Source organism: Dyella sp. (assembly GCF_035508675.1).
GTDB lineage: Bacteria > Pseudomonadota > Gammaproteobacteria > Xanthomonadales > Rhodanobacteraceae > Dyella_B.
On the sequence record NZ_DATJMN010000217.1, the window covers coordinates 1 to 16,249 of the forward strand.

The following is a 16,249-nucleotide window of genomic DNA, read 5'->3' on the forward strand; positions in this document are numbered from 1 at the left end:
CAACCGTGGCGATCCATGGGCCATGAGCAGGAGGACAAAAAGCCCAGCGGCGATATCTCGCGTGCCCTTCACGGACAGCACGCTTTAAACCCGGGCGAGGCCGGCGGGGAGTCGGCGATACCAAAGTCGGCCGATGCAGCAGCCGGCCCCCACCCAAAGCGCGACCCGAGACACACGATGCCGGCCGCGATCGGGCCACACAGCCAATTACCCGCTAAAACCATACGGTTCTCCTATCGAGTGAAGAAATACTAGCATTGCTAGATTCCGTGTCAACGAAAATCTAGCGTTGACAATATTTCTTGCACCAATAGGATGCTGCGATACCCTGATGACCGAACGCAGGAGCCGCAAGCCACGCGGATCGCCATGAACGCATCCCGGCCGAAGTGCGAGCCCAAGCCGCGTACAGCCATGGCGTACATGGCTATGCCGCGGTTGCATGTTTGAGCCACATGCGCCGGGGACTGCAAGGCAGCGCGCTTAAACAGGCCCCAAGAGCACATCGTGCAGGAGAGCGAAGCTTGAGTATCGCAGAGCGAAAAGGCAGGCACCGGGCAGAACGCGAAAACCGCATCATCGCGTCGGCGCGCGCAATCGCGGAGAGCGAAGGGTGGGACGCTGTAACACTCCGCCGCTTGGCCAGAGAGATCGAATACAGCCAGCCGGTTCTTTACTCCCACTTCGAGAACAGGGATGCGATCGTCGCCGCGGTTGCACTCGAGGGTTTCCGGGAGATCGCAGAAGCCCTTCGGGAAGCCGTGCGCGGATCGAGCGGTCAAAAAGATGCCGTAGAGAAGGCCGCCATGTCCTATCTCGGCTTCGCAATGCGCCATCCCGCGGTCTACGACGCCATGTTTACTCTCCCGACAGATCTGCGGTTCGCCGACGCTGAAACCAAACCGGCATTGCAGGCGGCTTTCCAAGCGCTTGCTTCGGTCGTAACCCCGTTCTGCGCCGACGTGGAAGTCGCGACCGAGACTTTTTGGGCCGCCCTTCATGGGCTCGCCGAACTTGAACGGTCAGGCCGAATCAGGCCCAGTGCGCGCGTTGAACGCGTTGGAATGGTCGTGCGGGCACTCCTCTTTTCGCAAAATCATGCTTAAGGATGCTCTGATTTAATCCACCGCAGGCCGCGCATGCACTTACGACGCTTCGCTCGCCGAGTTGACCAGGCCAAGCCGAAGCAAACTCTCGGCGGTGGCCACAATGGCCTCTTCACTGGAGCGCGGCGTCCATCCGAGCAGGCGCGTGGCTTTTTCGCTCGTGGCATTCATGTTCCTGCCCAGTAGCGTCGCCATACCGCGCAGGCTTGGGTTGCGGCGCGCCCAGAGGCGTACCAGCCAGTTGGGCAGTTCCCATGTCGGCGCCTTACTGCCCGCAGCGCCCATGCGACGGCGCAGCACTTTCGCCACTTCGATCAGCCACAGGCTTTCGCCGGCCGTCGCAAGAAAGCGTTCGCCCTTGGCACCGGGATGTGTCATGGCGCGCAGGTGCAGGTCCGCCACGTCTCGCACATCGACAAAACCACAGTTCAGCTTGGGGCAGCCACGTTGACCGTTCAACATGCGCGTTATCAGCTGGATCGAATGCGAGTAGTCGGCGCCCAGCACCGGGCCAAGCACGGCGGTCGGGTTGATGGCCGATAGTTCCAATCCTTGTCCTTCGCGCGCGATGAATTCCCAGGCCGCACGTTCGGCCAGGGTTTTCGACTTCTGGTATGGCCATACGTGACCGGTCAGGTTGCTCCAGTCCGTTTCATTGAAAGGCCGCCCCAGCGGTGGATGTCCGGCACAAATCGCACCGAAGGCGGAGGTCAGCACCACGCGCTGCACGCCTGCATCGCGCGCCGCGCGCAGAACCCGCAAGTTGCCGCCCACCGCCGGTTCGATCCAATCCTTCTCTTGCGCGTGATGCCCGGAAGGCGTTGGCGAAGCGCCGTGCAGCACATACGTGCAATGCGCCACCGCCTCTGCCCAGCCGTGGTCGTCGTTCAAATCGGCCGTGACAAACGAGAGGCGATCGCCGGGATCAATGCCGCCCGTCTTGAGGTTGCTTCGCACTTCCAATTCGCGGCCGGGCGAGCGAACTGTTGTTCGCACGCGATATCCCTCGCGCAGCAGGGCGAGCATGCAATGCTGCGCAATGAAACCGGTTCCGCCCGTGACGAGTACCAACGGTTCGTTCATGCCTGAGCCTCAATGGATGAGCCATCAGGTTAGACAGGGGTTGCCGCACTGTGAATAATTAAAAGTACAACTTACTTGCGCGAAAGTACGGACGTGAGCGCCGATCCCTTCTCCGACATCCTCAGGTTCACCAAGACCGAATCCGTCGTGACGGGCGGCTTTACCGCAGGCGGCGCATGGGCCATCCGTTTTCCGGCACCGGACAAGATCAAGTTCTTTGCCGTGGTGAAGGGCCATTGTTGGGTGCGCATCGAGGGCATGGCAGAACCGATTCACTTCGACACGGGCGATGTGGGGCTGTTGTCGGCCAAGCGGTCCTTCATCCTTGCCAGCGCCCCGGATATCGCGGCGGTAGACGCCATGAGCGTGTTTTCCGCTGCAGGCAAGGCAGCCGTGCAATGGGGCGAGGGCACCGACTTCGCGCACATTGGCGGGCATGTCCTGCTGGACGCGACCAGCGGGCGGCTGCTTTCGGATGTCCTGCCGCCATGGATCCACGTGCCGGCCAGTTCGCCGCAGGCGACCGCCTTTCGCCGGTTGCTCGATCAGTTGATGGAAGAACGGGCCAGCGAACTGCCGGGCAGCCAGCTTGCATCGGCGCAACTGGCCCAGCTTCTTTTTATCCAGATCTTGCGCGCGCACTTGAACACGTCCGCCCCGATGCCTGCCGGATGGCTGCGCGCGCTGGGCGATCCGCGCATTGCACGCGCCCTGCGGTTGATGCACGGCGATCCGGCACGCGCCTGGCATCTGGACGAACTGGCCACGGCATGCGCCATGTCGCGCACGACGTTTGCTTTCCATTTCAAGGCCGCCGCGGGCGTGGCGCCGCTGACCTACCTCACGCAATGGCGCATGCGCCTGGCCGAGCGCGCACTGCGTGAGGAGAAGCGCCCGATCGCAGCCATTGCTCAAACGCTTGGCTATGCATCGGAGAGCGCTTTCAGCAATGCGTTCAAGCGTGTTACCGGGCAATCTCCGAAAGCGTTCCGGCTATCCAGTGAGCGCAAGCTGGCTTACGGTGGACAAAGCGAGTAGCGACTTTTAGCGGTGATTGGGTAAGAAAACTTTCGAGGTATTTCAAAATTTCGCCAGGATCATTGCCAGATCCTTCAGGCGATAGGGCTTTTGAAGAAACGCATCGTAGCGGGCATGGTGGTTACGATGATCCTGCTCCGGAATGGCGCTGCATACGACGATGGGTCCTTCGTACTGCATCGCCCGCGCTCGCTCAATCATTTCGAAGCCGGACATCACCGGCATCATGACATCGGTGATGACGATGTCCGGGTGCATGCTCATGATGAGTTCCAGCCCTTGGCGGCCATCGTTCGCCAGTAGAACGAAACACCCCAGATGTTCCAGCATGGCCCGGCAAGCTGCTGCGACGTCTGGATCGTCTTCGACTAAAAGCACTCTTGTCATGATGAATATGATCGGCTGATGCTGTTTGGGCGAATACGATGTGTGGAAAGCGCACGCTCCGCGGCGTGATCGTAAAAGCTACTTACGGGCAGCGGCGGATTTTGGATGCACCGATCCTGCCGGCGAACGTGCGTCGCGCCCGGCCTTTGCCAACGCTCCGAACGTAGGCTGGCGGTGAGCGTACGCGAACCCCAACGTCGCCATGCAGGTGACGCCGTTGGGGTTCGGCTGGCGCCTCATCGCCAACCTACGAAGGAGCGCGCTACGTCCTTAAGTTCGGCGCCTTGCACCATCCCGTGCATCCAAACGCCCCGTTCGTACGTATGAAGGGTGAGCAGGATCGCGCCCCAGCGGGCGCTGGCCCCATCGTCGTCCTGGCGGCCGCGGGGTCTGGCGGGTTGATTACAGCTACCATGGTGCGCGGTACACATGTCATGAACGTCACACCCTTCCAGCTTAGGCGACGCGCATCCACGATGGTGAATCAAACGGTTATCGACGCACGCTTTTGGTCGGACCAGATCGCCGCGATTGCCCGGAACCGGGATGTCGACAGCTTCATGCGGATCTACGATTACTTTTTCCCGCGCTTGCATCGATATCTGCTGGGGCTTGGGCTGAGTGAAGCGCAAGGGCAGGAACTGGTGCAAGAGACCATGTTGCGGCTATGGCGGCGCGCGGACCTGTTCGACCCTGCACGCGCCAGTCTGTCTACCTGGTTGTTTCGGATCGCCCGCAATCTCTACATCGATCATGCACGCGGCGAGCCAGCCGCCTGGGTGCCGATCGAAGAGGGGGCCGATTGGCTGGAGGAGCAAGCAGCTTCCCATCTCGATCATTCCGCCGAGTCGTTCACCGACCAGGCCAATCTGAAGCGGGCGATCGATGAACTGTCGGCCGTACAGGCACGTTTGATACGCATGTCTTACTTTGAATCCAAAAGCCACAGCGAAATCGCCAAGGAACTGGGGATGCCGCTCGGTTCGGTCAAATCGCATTTGCGCCGGGCGTTTTCCAAGCTGCAGAGCAGCATGAGGTCCACCCCATGATGCCGCACCATCATCTTGATGAAGCCACGATCGTCGGCTATTCGGCGGGGGCGCTTCCCGACGCATTCGCGGTGGTGGTAGCAGCGCATCTGTCGATCTGCCAGCGTTGCCGCGACAGTGTGGGCGACGCCGACGCCATTGGCGGGGCGTTGTTGGCACAGCCATGGGAAGGCGCGCAGCCCCCGGCCCAGGCGCGCGAGGCGATGCTGGCCAAGCTGGCATCCACGCCCATCGAGGCGCCGTTCACGCCGCCAGCGGCCCCCAAGGTGGTCGATCCTGATGCGCTGCCGGCAGCGCTGCACCCTTATTTTGGAGAGCGCTTCAGCGCGCTGCGTTGGAAAAGCGTGGCGCCCGGTATGCACATCATCCGCGCCGCGAACGTCTCCGACGGCAGCTTGATGCTGCTGCGCATCGCCCCGGGGAAAAGCGTGCCGATGCACAGCCACGGCGGCAACGAACTGACGATGATCCTGCGGGGCTCTTATCAGGATGGCCTGGGGCATTTTGCACCAGGCGACGTGGCGGACCTCGACAGCGACGTCACGCATCAGCCGGTCACGATGCCCGGTGGACCATGCATCTGCGTTGCCGCGACCGATGCGCCGTTGCGCTTCGAAGGCTGGCTTGCGCGCATGCTGCAGCCTTTGATCAAGCTCTAACGCCTGGCGGCGCCGAGAACAGACGACACCGCGTAGCGATCCATCCATGACGACTGCCATCATGCTTTTCCGCCGCGATCTGCGGCTGAAAGACAACCCGGCCCTGGCCGCCGCCTGCGCGGCGCACGCGCGTGTCTTGCCGTTATACGTGCATGCCCCGCACGAGGAGGCGCCGTGGCAGATCGGGCGCGCCAGCCAGTGGTGGCTGCATCACTCCTTGCAGGCATTGCAGCAGCAGCTGCAGGAGCAGGGTGCCAGCTTGCATCTGCGCCAGGGGGATACCCTGGAAGTGCTGCGGCACGTCATCGAGCGCAGCGGCGCCACGGCGGTGTATTGGAACCGCCTGTACGAGCCGGCGCTGATCAAGCGCGACATGCACATCAAGCAGGTGCTTGGCGGGCTCGGCATCCAGGTCCATAGCTATTCGGCCGCGCTGTGGTGCGAGCCGTGGCAGGCGCAGACCAAGCACGGCGAGCCGTATCGCGTCTTTACGCCCTATTGGCGCAGTGTGCGCCCTGGCGTGGCTGCCGTCGCGCCGTTGCCGGAGCCCATGGGAACGGGCTGGGCCGAACTTCCGGTGAGTTTGCCGCTGGATGCTTTCAAGCTATTGCCACGCATCCGTTGGGATCACGGCTTCGGGTCGATCTGGCGACCCGGTGAGCAGGGTGCATGGGAGGCGCTGGAGCTGTTCTGTGATGATGCGTTGACCGACTATGCAACGGGTAGGGACCTGCCAGCGCGGCATGGCACCTCCCGGCTCTCGCCGCATCTGCATTTTGGCGAGATCTCGCCGCGGCAGATTCTGCACGCCTTGCACCAGCATGCGCATCGCCTGGACACGCGCCGGCGGCCGGATATCGAGCCTTATCTGCGCGAGCTCGGCTGGCGCGAGTTTGCCTATCACCTGCTTTATCACTTTCCCCACACGCCTACCGAAAACTTCAACCCCAGGTTCGCCGACTTTCCCTGGGCGGCCGACGACGAGCGGATGTTGCAACGCTGGCAGCAAGGACGCACGGGTATTCCGCTGATCGACGCGGGCATGCGCGAACTCTGGCATACCGGCTGGATGCACAACCGTGTGCGCATGGTGGTGGCGAGCTGGTTGACCAAAAACCTGCGGCAGCATTGGCTGCATGGCGCACGATGGTTCTGGGACACCTTGGTGGATGCAGACCTCGCCAACAACACGCTGGGCTGGCAATGGGTGGCCGGCTGCGGGGCAGATGCCGCGCCTTACTTCCGCGTGTTCAATCCAGTGACGCAGGCTCGAAAATTTGATCCGGATGCCACCTATCTGCGCCGATGGCTGCCCGAACTCGCCGCCCTGCCAGCCGAACTGGTGCACGAGCCGTGGCGGGATCCCGGCGCATGCGTCCGCACGGGCTACCCGATGCCCATGCTGGATCTGGCCACCTCACGCGCGCAGGCGCTGGGGGCTTACGCATCATGGCGTGAGTGAAGCGCGACCTGCATCCGTTCACCGGCCGCTTCCGTATGAAGCCATACAAGGTCGAAGGACGGCATCATGGCTACCGGCAAACAGCTCGCGGTTTCTGCGCAAAAGCAGGCAGTAACACCTCGCAGGCGCGTAGTCGCCGCATTGCGCTGCTGGTTCGATACGGCCTCGGCCAGTGAGGCCGCATCCAAAGACGAAGACGCGATCGACTGGCTGCGTGCGATCCCCTTTCTGGGCATGCACCTGGCTTGCCTGGGCGTGATATGGGTGGGCGTGTCCAAGCTGGCGATCGCAACGGCGGTGGCGCTGTATGCCATTCGGATGTTTGCGCTCACCGGGTTTTACCATCGGTACTTTTCGCACCGCACTTTTCGTACGTCGCGTGCCGTGCAGTTCGTGTTCGCGGTGATTGGTGCCTCCTGCGTGCAGCGTGGCCCGCTGTGGTGGGCCGCGCATCATCGCCAGCATCATCGTCACGCCGACACGCAGCAGGACCCGCATTCACCGACCCTGCGCGGGTTTCTCTGGAGTCATCTGGGCTGGTTCCTCACCACGCAGGCGTTTCGCACGGATATCGCACGCGTGCCGGATCTGGCCGCTTTCCCGGAACTGCGCTGGCTCGACCGCTACGACACGTTGGTTCCCGTCATCCTGGCCGGCGTGCTGTTCGGCGTTGGCACCTGGCTTAAGCATGTGGCGCCTGCGCTGGGCACCAGCGGCGGCCAGATGCTGGTCTGGGGATTCTTCATCTCTACGGTGGTGCTGTTTCATGCAACGGTCACCATCAATTCGCTGGCGCATCGCTTCGGCGCGCGCCGTTTCCAGACCAACGACAACAGCCGCAACAATCTCTGGCTGGCGCTGATCACGTTCGGCGAGGGCTGGCACAACAATCATCATTTCTATCCGGGGTCCGCCAGGCAGGGCTTCCGGTGGTGGGAGGTCGACTTCACCTTTTATGGCCTGAAGGCGCTCGCCGCCCTCGGCCTGGTGCGCGATCTCAAACCCGTGCCGGCGTGGCTGGCCGCCAAGGCGAGGGGTTGAGCCATGCGGATCGCCGTGGTCGGATCGGGCATAGCAGGCCTGGCATCGGCGTGGCTGTTGTCGCGCAAGCACGCCGTGACCCTCTACGAAGCCAACGATTACCTGGGTGGCCACACGCATACGCATGCCATCGAACTGGATGGCCAAACGTATGCCATCGATACCGGTTTCATCGTCTTCAACCCCCAGCATTATCCCTTGCTCACCCGCCTGTTTGCGGAACTGGGTGTCGGCTCCAAGCCCACCAGCATGAGCTTTTCCGTGCACAACGAAGCAAGCGGGCTCGAATACAACGCCACCTCGCTGGACGCCTTGTTCTGCCAGCGCCGCAACCTATGCTCGCCGCGCTTTCTCGGCATGGTGCGGGATCTGTTTCGTTTCTACCGTGAGGCGCCGGCGCTGCTGGACGAGGACGGCGAGGAGCCAACCCTGGGCGAATGGCTGGCGCAGCACCGGTACGGAACGGCTTTCCGCGACGATCACCTGGTGCCGATGGCATCGGCGTTGTGGTCCGCGCCGCCGCGCGACATCCTGCGGTTTCCGATGCGCTACCTGGTGCAGTTCATGGCCAACCACCAGATGCTGCAGGTGAGCGGCCGGCCGGCATGGCGCGTGGTGGAGGGTGGATCGCAACGCTACGTGCAAGCCATGCGCAGGCACTGGCGCGTCACGGAGCGCCTCAACTGTCCGGTGCTGTCGGTGCAACGGCAGCTGGATGGCGTGTCGATTCACACACACCGCGGCGTGGAGCGGTACGACCATGTCGTCCTGGCCTGCCACAGCGACCAGGCGCTGCGTGCGCTGGCCGAGCCGAGCGACGCGGAGCGCGCCGTGCTGGGCGCCATGCCTTACCAGGCAAACGACGTGGTATTGCACACCGATGCGCGCCTGTTGCCGCGTGCCAGCAAAGCCTGGGCAGCGTGGAATGCTTTGGTGCCCGCCGGTGCGGATGATGCGTGCACGGTGAGCTATTGCATGAACCTGCTGCAAGGTATCCAGGCGCAAAAGCCGTTCGTGGTGACGCTCAATCGCAGCCACGCGATCGACGAGAACAAGGTTCTTCGGCGCATGCGTTATCACCATCCCGTGTATACGCGCGCCTCAGTCGCCGCACGCCAGCGCAAGCAGGACATCCAGGGCAAGCAACGCACCTGGTACGCGGGGGCCTATTGGGGCTGGGGCTTTCACGAGGACGGCATCCGCAGCGCGGTGGACATCGCCCACGCGCTCGGCGTTCGCTGGCCGGAGGAAACGCGCGCGCCAGTGCAGGCGGCGCAGGAGTGTGTCGCGTGAATGCGCTTGATGAGGTGGCCGGGGAAACGCTGGCCAGCGCGGTTTATGAAGGTGTGGTGGAGCACCGGCGGCTGGCGCCCCATCCGCACGCTTTTCATTATCCGATCGCACAGCTCTATCTCGATCTGGACGAAATCGACCAGGTGTTCGCGCGGCATGCATGCTGGTCGGTCAACCGTGCGAACCTGGCGCAATTCCGCCGCAGCGATTATCTGGGCGACCCGCAAGTACCTCTGGCCGAGGCGGTTCGGCGAACCGTGGAACAGGCTACCGGTGAATGGCTGACAGGCCCGATACGCATGCTCACGCATTTGCGTTACTTCGGTTACGTCTTCAACCCGGTGACCTTCTATTACTGCTATGCGGCCGATGGCCGGACGCTGGCGGCGATTGTGGCGGAGATCACCAATACGCCATGGAAGGAACGGCACGCGTATGTGCTGCCCATCGAGGATGCGCTCAAGCAGGGCAGGGCGCTGGTGTGGGAGTTTGCCAAGACTTTTCACGTGTCGCCGTTCATGCCGATGGATTGCCAGTACGCCTGGCGTTTCACCACGCCGGGCGACAACCTTCACGTGCACATGGATGTCGCCAAGCGCGGGCAACGCCAGTTCCAGGCGCACCTGCGCATGATCCGGCGCCCGCTGTGCGCGCGGACCCTGGCACGGGTGCTGTGGCGCTATCCCATGATGACCCTGCAGGTGATGGGCGCGATCCACTGGCAGGCAGGGCGGCTGTGGCTGAAGCGCAATCCGGTCTACGACCATCCTCGCCTATCGAGAGGCTCACAATGAATGCAGCAGTCGATCAACCCAGCACGGCCGGAATCGGCGTGATGCAGCGCGCGCTGCGTGCAGGCCTGCTCAAGCGGCTGCGCCCGCTTCGCCACGGGCGGCTGATCGTAAGCGACGCCCTGGGAACCGAGACACTGGGCGAGCGCAATGTGCAGGCGACGGATGCCACCGTGCACGTGCAAGTAAGGGACATGGATTTCTACCGTGCAGTCGCGGCCAACGGCAGCGTGGGTGCGGGAGAAGCCTACATGGACGGTGCCTGGTCGTGCGACAACCTGGTCGGCCTGGTGCGCCTGCTCGTGCGCAATCGCGATCTGCTCGATGACATGGAAACGGGTTTCGCTCGTTTGGGCGGAGCCGCCATGCGCATGTGGCACGCTTGGCGGCGCAATACGCGCGCGGGAAGCCGCAAGAACATTGCTGCGCATTACGACCTCGGCAACGACTTCTTCGGTTTGTTCCTGTCGCCTGACCTGATGTATTCCTCGGCGTTATGGGAGCCGGGCATCGACACGCTGGAGGCGGCGTCGCAACGCAAGCTGCAGCGGATCTGCGAGCGCCTGCGGCTGCAGGCCAGCGATCACGTGATGGAAATCGGCAGCGGCTGGGGCGGCTTTGCCATTTATGCGGCCAGCCATTACGGCTGCCGCGTCACCACTACGACCATCTCGCGCGAGCAGCACGCGCTGGCAAGCGCACGCGTCGCCGAGGCCGGCCTGGCGGGCCGGGTGACGGTGCTGCTGCAGGACTACCGCGATCTGCACGGCCAGTACGACAAACTCGTCTCGATCGAAATGGTGGAAGCCATCGGCGCGGAATTCCTGCCTGCCTATTTCGCCAAGCTGTCGGCCCTGCTCAAGCCGGAGGGCTTGGCGGTGCTGCAGGCCATCACCATCGAGGATCACCGCTACCAACAGGCGCTGAAGACGGTCGACTTCATCAAGCGCTTCATCTTTCCAGGCAGCTTCATTCCCTCCATCGACGCATTGATCGCGGCAAAGACCGGCGGCAGCGATCTTTCGCTGGTTGAGCTCAGCGATTTCGGCGTGTCTTACGCGCAAACCCTGCAGGCCTGGCGCGGGCGCTTCATGAGCCGCCTGGATCGCGTGCGACAGCTGGGATTCGACGAGCGCTTCATTCGCATGTGGGAGTTCTACCTTGCCTATTGCGAAGGCGGTTTCCGCGAACGCTCCATCGGCGTGGCTCATCTGGTGCTGGCCAAGCCCGGCTATCGCGCGGGCTGATGACCATGCGCAGCCACGTGATGACGTTTTGGCTCACGCTGTTCGCGTATGAGGCCGTCTGGTTCTGCACGGTGACCGCAGCAGGCAGCGGCATGGCATGGCTCGGCGTGCTGGCGGCCACGTTGTTCGTGAGCTGGCGCCTGCTGGAATCGCAGCAACGGTGGCTCGAGTGTCAGCTGTTGGCCGTGGCCTTGTTGCTTGGGGCGGGCATGGAAAGCGTGTGGATTCGCAACGGCTGGGTCAGCTACGCCTCCACCTCGCCAATGCTGCCGGTGCCAGTGTGGATCCTGGGACTGTGGGCGTGCTTTGCGCTGACGGTGCTGCCGCTGTTCGGCTATCTGCGCGGACGTCCCTGGCTGGGCGTGATCGTGGGCGGCGTGGGCGGTCCACTTGCTTATGCAGCAGCCGAGCATGGTTGGCACGCGGTATGGGTGACGGCGCCAGTCTGGCGCGGCTGGTGTGCGATTGCCGTGGGCTGGAGCGTGGCGCTGCCGTTGCTCGTCGCGCTGGGACATCGCAGCGGAGCGGTCACGGCATCGCCAGGGCAGGGAGACATCCTATGAGTGCCATCACGCTGTTGTGCCTGGTATGGGTGCTTGCGGCATTAGCGATGACATGGGGATGGCGCTGGCAGTTGCACCGCCACAACGCCGGCATCGTCGACGTGCTGTGGGCGGGCGGGCTTGCCGGCGCCGCCGTACTGATGGCGCTGCTGGCACCGGGCGATGCCTTGCATCGCACGGCTACCGGTGCACTCGGCGCCATCTGGGGAGGGCGGCTTGCCGCGCATTTGTGGCGGCGCGTGGGAAGCGAAGTCGAAGATGGGCGCTATCGCTACCTGCGCGCGCACTGGCAAAACAGCCAGCTGAAATTCTTCGGTTTCTTTCAACTGCAAGCTGGGTTGATCGTGTTGTTTTCGCTGCCGTTCCTGGCTGCCGCCTGCAATGCGCAATCGCGCCCCGCGTGGCTGATCGCGGGTGTAGGAATCTGGATCGTCTCGGTCACCGGCGAAGCGATCGCAGACAGGCAGCTGGCCGCGTTCCGGGCCGTGCCGGCGCATCGCGGGAAAACCTGCCAACGCGGTTTGTGGCGTTATTCGCGCCATCCCAATTATTTCTTCGAATGGCTGCATTGGTTTGCCTATGTGGCCTTGGCGATCGGTTCGCCGCTGGCGTGGCTGGCATGGTCAGGGCCCGTGCTGATGTACGTGTTCTTGCGCTGGATCAGCGGCATTCCGTTTACCGAAGCCCAGGCCTTGCGCTCGCGTGGCGAAGACTACCGGCGCTATCAGCAAAGCACGCCGATGCTGTTTCCCTGGTTTCCCAAACATCTTCCTGAAAAAGGGTTACGCACATGAATACGTGGGTTGCCGACCTGCCATCGTTGTCCCCCGACCGTCCAGCACCGGGATGGCTTGGCTGGGCCGAACGCGGTTGGATCGCGGATGGTCTGCTACGCCATGGCATTCGCCGTCTTTGCGCGCAACGCTTGCGGCAGGAACGCGCCCCTGGCGTGGAGGCGCAGGCGCATCGCTTTCAATCGCTCATCGACACGCTGCGGGAAAGCCCGATCGCGGTCGAGACGGAGGCCGCCAACCGCCAGCACTACGAACTGCCCGCCGAGTTCTTCAAGCTTTGCCTGGGGCCACGCCTCAAATACTCGTGCTGCTTTTACCCGACCGGTAGCGAATCACTGGCCGAGGCCGAAGAGGCCATGCTCAAGCTTTATGCCGAGCGCGCAGAACTGGCCAATGACCAACGCATCCTTGAACTGGGATGCGGCTGGGGCTCGCTGACGTTGTGGATGGCCGAGCGCTTTCCCGATTCGCACATCCTTGCCGTGTCCAATTCCCACAGCCAGCGCCTGCATATCGAAGCGGAATGCCGCCGGCGCGGCTTGTTCAACGTGAAGGTCATGACCTGCGACGTGAATACGCTGCAGCTTGGTACAGCGCAATTTGATCGATGCGTCTCGATCGAGATGTTCGAGCACATGCGCAACTACGAACAACTGCTGGCCCGCATCGGCGACTGGCTCAAGCCCGGCGGCAAGCTGTTCGTGCACATCTTCGCGCATCGCACGCTGATGTATCCCTTTGAAACCCAGGGCGATGACAACTGGCTGGGGCGGCACTTCTTTACCGGCGGCCTGATGCCCTCGGTCGACAGCCTGCTGTGGTTCCAGCGCGGCCTTTCGCTGGAACAGCGCTGGCTGGTAGGCGGCGAGCATTACCGCCGAACCGCCGATCATTGGCTGGCGCGCCAGGACAGCCTGCGCGAGCAGGTCATGCCCGTGCTGCAGCAGGTCTATGGGGCAAACGCTTCGCTGTGGTTTCAGCGGTGGCGCATGTTTTGGATGGCGTGCGCCGAATTGTTTGGATATGCCGATGGGCAGGAGTGGCTCGTGGCCCACTATCGCTTCGTGCGCTGAAGCATCTCCATCATTGCAAGAGAGCATTCTTATGCATGCCGCAAAAAAGGTAGTGGCCGCCTTCGGCTTCACCTTGGCTTCGATGGGCGCTGGCGCGGCTGCACCGCCGCCGATCCAGCCCGTGCCTTATGTCGACCTGACGCGGTTCATGGGCCGGTGGTACGTGATTGCATCCATTCCCACCCGTTTCGAGCGAAATGCCTATAACGCCGTGGAAACTTACACGCTGCAACCGGATGGCAATGTCTACACGGCGTTCCGTTTCAACAATGGCGGCTTCGATGCGTCCGAAAAAAGCATTCACTCGCTAGGCATCGTCAAGCCCGGCACCGGCAACGCCGTCTGGGGCGTGCAATTGTTCTGGCCGTTGCGGGCGCAGTACATCGTGGCTTATCTCAGCAAGGATTACGGTGAAACCATCGTTGCCCGCGATGCGCGCGACTACACCTGGGTCATGGCGCGAACGCCAAGCGTGTCGCCGGATGTCTACCAGGCGCTGATGCAAAAGGTGAAATCGCTCGGTTACGACATGTCGCAGCTGCGCCAGGTGCCGCAGCGCTGGCCGGACAAGAACACGCCCGGTGCGGGACAGTGACGACCTGCGAGGCGGGTGGAGGGACGCCTGCCACCCGCCTTGTCGTCAGGCAGCGTCGCTTCAGACGGTCACCGCGGTGATTTCGTCCACAAGGTCGCGATAGGAATGCAAGGGGCGGCCCAGCAGTTTGGTCAGGCGCTCGACGTCGCCCACTTCGGGGTGCATGCCGTCGCTGACGAAACGCTCAGCCATCAGGCGCATCTCGTAAGCCATCCACTTCGGCATGAAGCCGGCCAGGTTCTGTTCGAACCCCGTCGGATCATCACCGCCGTACACCACGGTACGGCCCAATGCCTCCGACCAGATGGCCGCCACCTGCGGGCCCGTCAGCGTGTCGGGGCCGACCAGGTTGATCGTTTCACTCGGCAAGGTGGCGGGCGCTTGATCGCGGCGCAGCAGCTCGATGGCGGCCACTTCGGCAATGTCGCGCGTATCGACCATCGCCAGTCCTTTGCTACCGATCGGCATCGGGTAGACACCGTGGTTGAGCACCACGCCTTTGATCGTGTGGTCGTTGTCGATGAAGTAGCTCGGGCGCAGGATCGTCGCGCTGAAGCCCATCTGTTGCAACATCCGCTCGGCGCCGAACTTCACCGCGAAGTGCGGCACGTTTGCGAAGCGGTCTGCGTGGATCACCGACAGGTAGACCACTCGCCTGACCCCCGCCTCGCGGGCCACATTGAGGGTAAGGATCGCCTGGGTGAATTCATCGCCGGTAACGGCATTGAGCAGGAACAAGCTGCTGACGCCATCGAATGCGGCGCGCAGGGCGTCGATGTCGAGCAGATCGCCTTGAACCACGTCGACACCAGCAGGGAATGCGGCCTTCGACGGATCGCGGGTGAGCACACGTACGTGGGCGCCGCGCTGGACGAGTTGGTCGACGACCTGGCGGCCGACGCGGCCGGTGGCACCAGTAACGAGGATAGTCATGGGATTTACTCCGGGTGGGTTGAGAACACACCGGCTATGTTATTGATCCAATTTTCTGCGGATAGCCGCTAAAATTAGACTCACCGTCTCATAGGTGGAACATATGGACCTGCTCGCACTTGCCGATTTCAACCTGGTGGCCCGTCACGGCGGCTTCGGCAAGGCCGCGCGCGAGGCCGGTCGCCCGAAGGCCACCCTGTCGCGCCGCGTGGCCGAGCTGGAGGCCAGCCTCGATATGCGTTTGTTCGAACGAGGCGCGCGCTCCCTCAAGCTGACGGAAGAGGGACGTGCGCTGTTCGAACGAACCGGCCTGCTGCTGACCGAGCTGGAAGAGACCGCCACGGCGATTGCCTCCGGCGGGCGCACGGTGCGCGGTCGATTGCGAATCAGCGCACCGGTTTTTTTCTCGCAGACCGTCATGGGAAAACTGGCGGCGGGTTTTGCGCTTCGGTATCCGGAGGTGCGGCTGGAGATCACGGCGGAAGATCGCGCCGTGGACATGATTGAAGAAGCCTATGACCTGGTCATCCGCGTCAATCCGCAGCCCGATGCAAACCTGGTCGGGCGCATCTTCCTGCGTGATCGCTCGGTGGTGGTGGCAAGCCCCAGCCTGCCGCCTCCCGGCGACGGCAAGCCGGTCCCGGCCGTCACCCGCGAAGCCACCAAGCAGATCGAAGCCTGGCCGGTGATGAGCCCGTCAGGGCCGTCGACCGTGCTGGCCAAATCCATTCTCAGCCTGTCCTCGCTCCTCATGATTCGCGATGCGGTTCGCATGGGCGTCGGCGCCGCGCGTCTTCCACTATCGCTGGTCAGCCCGGACCTGGACGCGGGCACGCTGGTGCACTGGGGTGATGTGCAGGGGCCGGAGATCGCGCTCTGGGCGCTTTACCCCACGCGCCGGCTACTCGGCGCTCGCGTATCCGCGTTCCTGGACTATCTCCGGGAAGCGTTTCCACGCGGGACGCCTGACGAACTTGCCGCCTATGTCGGGAATTGAAAGCGCTTTCTTCCAGCCGGACGGCCCCTATGGATGCTCTGATTAATTCAGCTGCAGGGCGCGACGGTGGGATGGGCGCGCGGCCAACCGCAATGCTCCGAACTTGAGCCAGAATCGAAGCGTGTAGGTTGGCGGGGG

17 protein-coding genes are annotated in these 16,249 nt (G+C 63.1%); 14 read left to right on the plus strand and 3 right to left on the minus strand.

Going from position 1 to position 16,249, the window contains the following annotated elements; translation table 11 throughout:
• Positions 1 to 524 precede the first annotated feature (524 nt).
• Positions 525 to 1,106 (plus strand): TetR/AcrR family transcriptional regulator, encoded by a 582-nt coding sequence (locus VMA74_RS11250; protein WP_325366962.1) that lies wholly within the window; start codon positions 525 to 527, stop codon positions 1,104 to 1,106.
• A gap of 39 nt (positions 1,107 to 1,145) precedes the next feature.
• Here the strand turns inward: VMA74_RS11250 and VMA74_RS11255 are convergent, their stop codons facing one another.
• Positions 1,146 to 2,189, minus strand: coding sequence for an aldehyde reductase (locus tag VMA74_RS11255; RefSeq protein WP_325366964.1), 1,044 nt, complete (start codon positions 2,187 to 2,189; stop codon positions 1,146 to 1,148).
• Between the two features lie 93 nt (positions 2,190 to 2,282).
• On the opposite strand from VMA74_RS11255, the gene VMA74_RS11260 reads away from it, so the two are divergent.
• Positions 2,283 to 3,227, plus strand: coding sequence for an AraC family transcriptional regulator (locus VMA74_RS11260; RefSeq protein WP_325366966.1), 945 nt, complete (start codon positions 2,283 to 2,285; stop codon positions 3,225 to 3,227).
• A gap of 42 nt (positions 3,228 to 3,269) precedes the next feature.
• Here the strand turns inward: VMA74_RS11260 and VMA74_RS11265 are convergent, their stop codons facing one another.
• Entirely contained in the window at positions 3,270 to 3,614 is a 345-nt protein-coding gene (locus tag VMA74_RS11265; RefSeq protein ID WP_325366968.1) for a response regulator, read from the minus strand.
• Between the two features lie 476 nt (positions 3,615 to 4,090).
• On the opposite strand from VMA74_RS11265, the gene VMA74_RS11270 reads away from it, so the two are divergent.
• From VMA74_RS11270 to VMA74_RS11320, 11 genes are all read left to right on the plus strand, one after another.
• On the plus strand, positions 4,091 to 4,663 hold the full coding sequence (locus tag VMA74_RS11270) for a sigma-70 family RNA polymerase sigma factor (protein WP_325366992.1): 573 nt from the start codon (positions 4,091 to 4,093) through the stop codon (positions 4,661 to 4,663).
• Positions 4,660 to 5,322, plus strand: a complete 663-nt coding sequence (locus VMA74_RS11275) for a ChrR family anti-sigma-E factor (protein ID WP_325366970.1) — start codon at positions 4,660 to 4,662, stop codon at positions 5,320 to 5,322. The genes VMA74_RS11270 and VMA74_RS11275 overlap by 4 nt, the downstream gene beginning before the upstream one ends.
• A gap of 46 nt (positions 5,323 to 5,368) precedes the next feature.
• Complete coding sequence (locus tag VMA74_RS11280) at positions 5,369 to 6,784, plus strand: deoxyribodipyrimidine photo-lyase (RefSeq protein WP_325366972.1); 1,416 nt, start codon at positions 5,369 to 5,371, stop codon at positions 6,782 to 6,784.
• A gap of 63 nt (positions 6,785 to 6,847) precedes the next feature.
• Positions 6,848 to 7,825, plus strand: a complete 978-nt coding sequence (locus VMA74_RS11285; RefSeq protein ID WP_414649602.1) for an acyl-CoA desaturase — start codon at positions 6,848 to 6,850, stop codon at positions 7,823 to 7,825.
• 3 nt (positions 7,826 to 7,828) lie between these two features.
• Positions 7,829 to 9,118: an NAD(P)/FAD-dependent oxidoreductase gene (locus tag VMA74_RS11290; protein WP_325366976.1), complete on the plus strand. Its 1,290-nt coding sequence runs from the start codon at positions 7,829 to 7,831 to the stop codon at positions 9,116 to 9,118.
• Entirely contained in the window at positions 9,115 to 9,912 is a 798-nt protein-coding gene (locus VMA74_RS11295) for a DUF1365 domain-containing protein (protein WP_325366978.1), read from the plus strand. The genes VMA74_RS11290 and VMA74_RS11295 overlap by 4 nt, the downstream gene beginning before the upstream one ends.
• Positions 9,909 to 11,156 carry a cyclopropane-fatty-acyl-phospholipid synthase family protein gene (locus VMA74_RS11300; RefSeq protein ID WP_325366980.1) on the plus strand — a complete coding sequence of 416 codons (1,248 nt, stop codon included), beginning with the start codon at positions 9,909 to 9,911 and terminating at the stop codon, positions 11,154 to 11,156. The genes VMA74_RS11295 and VMA74_RS11300 overlap by 4 nt, the downstream gene beginning before the upstream one ends.
• Complete coding sequence (locus tag VMA74_RS11305) at positions 11,156 to 11,719, plus strand: DUF2878 family protein (protein WP_325366982.1); 564 nt, start codon at positions 11,156 to 11,158, stop codon at positions 11,717 to 11,719. The genes VMA74_RS11300 and VMA74_RS11305 overlap by 1 nt, the downstream gene beginning before the upstream one ends.
• A gap of 11 nt (positions 11,720 to 11,730) precedes the next feature.
• On the plus strand, positions 11,731 to 12,513 hold the full coding sequence (locus VMA74_RS11310) for a DUF1295 domain-containing protein (RefSeq protein WP_325366994.1): 783 nt from the start codon (positions 11,731 to 11,733) through the stop codon (positions 12,511 to 12,513).
• Positions 12,510 to 13,586 (plus strand): cyclopropane-fatty-acyl-phospholipid synthase family protein, encoded by a 1,077-nt coding sequence (locus VMA74_RS11315; RefSeq protein ID WP_325366984.1) that lies wholly within the window; start codon positions 12,510 to 12,512, stop codon positions 13,584 to 13,586. Before VMA74_RS11310 ends, VMA74_RS11315 begins: the two co-directional genes overlap by 4 nt.
• Positions 13,587 to 13,617: 31 nt before the next feature.
• A complete protein-coding gene (locus VMA74_RS11320) occupies positions 13,618 to 14,181 on the plus strand; it encodes a lipocalin family protein (RefSeq protein ID WP_325366986.1) in 564 nt (187 codons plus the stop codon).
• Positions 14,182 to 14,241: 60 nt separating this feature from the next.
• On the opposite strand, the gene VMA74_RS11325 is transcribed toward VMA74_RS11320, so the two are convergent.
• Positions 14,242 to 15,114, minus strand: coding sequence for an NmrA/HSCARG family protein (locus VMA74_RS11325; protein ID WP_325366988.1), 873 nt, complete (start codon positions 15,112 to 15,114; stop codon positions 14,242 to 14,244).
• A gap of 103 nt (positions 15,115 to 15,217) precedes the next feature.
• Between VMA74_RS11325 and VMA74_RS11330 the strand changes: the two genes are divergently transcribed.
• Positions 15,218 to 16,111: a LysR family transcriptional regulator gene (locus VMA74_RS11330; protein WP_325366990.1), complete on the plus strand. Its 894-nt coding sequence runs from the start codon at positions 15,218 to 15,220 to the stop codon at positions 16,109 to 16,111.
• The last annotated feature ends 138 nt before the right edge of the window (positions 16,112 to 16,249 follow it).

Bases quoted from the DNA above. Each gene is read 5' to 3' on its own strand.
- VMA74_RS11290 (WP_325366976.1), top strand. From the start codon at position 7,829: ATGCGGATCGCCGTGGTCGGATCGGGCATAGCAGGCCTGGCATCGGCG.
- VMA74_RS11265 (WP_325366968.1), bottom strand. From the start codon at position 3,614: ATGACAAGAGTGCTTTTAGTCGAAGACGATCCAGACGTCGCAGCAGCT.
- VMA74_RS11305 (WP_325366982.1), top strand. From the start codon at position 11,156: ATGACCATGCGCAGCCACGTGATGACGTTTTGGCTCACGCTGTTCGCG.
- VMA74_RS11315 (WP_325366984.1), top strand. From the start codon at position 12,510: ATGAATACGTGGGTTGCCGACCTGCCATCGTTGTCCCCCGACCGTCCA.
- VMA74_RS11320 (WP_325366986.1), top strand. From the start codon at position 13,618: ATGCATGCCGCAAAAAAGGTAGTGGCCGCCTTCGGCTTCACCTTGGCT.
- VMA74_RS11270 (WP_325366992.1), top strand. From the start codon at position 4,091: ATGGTGAATCAAACGGTTATCGACGCACGCTTTTGGTCGGACCAGATC.
- VMA74_RS11255 (WP_325366964.1), bottom strand. From the start codon at position 2,189: ATGAACGAACCGTTGGTACTCGTCACGGGCGGAACCGGTTTCATTGCG.
- VMA74_RS11300 (WP_325366980.1), top strand. From the start codon at position 9,909: ATGAATGCAGCAGTCGATCAACCCAGCACGGCCGGAATCGGCGTGATG.
- VMA74_RS11330 (WP_325366990.1), top strand. From the start codon at position 15,218: ATGGACCTGCTCGCACTTGCCGATTTCAACCTGGTGGCCCGTCACGGC.
- VMA74_RS11280 (WP_325366972.1), top strand. From the start codon at position 5,369: ATGACGACTGCCATCATGCTTTTCCGCCGCGATCTGCGGCTGAAAGAC.
- VMA74_RS11275 (WP_325366970.1), top strand. From the start codon at position 4,660: ATGATGCCGCACCATCATCTTGATGAAGCCACGATCGTCGGCTATTCG.
- VMA74_RS11325 (WP_325366988.1), bottom strand. From the start codon at position 15,114: ATGACTATCCTCGTTACTGGTGCCACCGGCCGCGTCGGCCGCCAGGTC.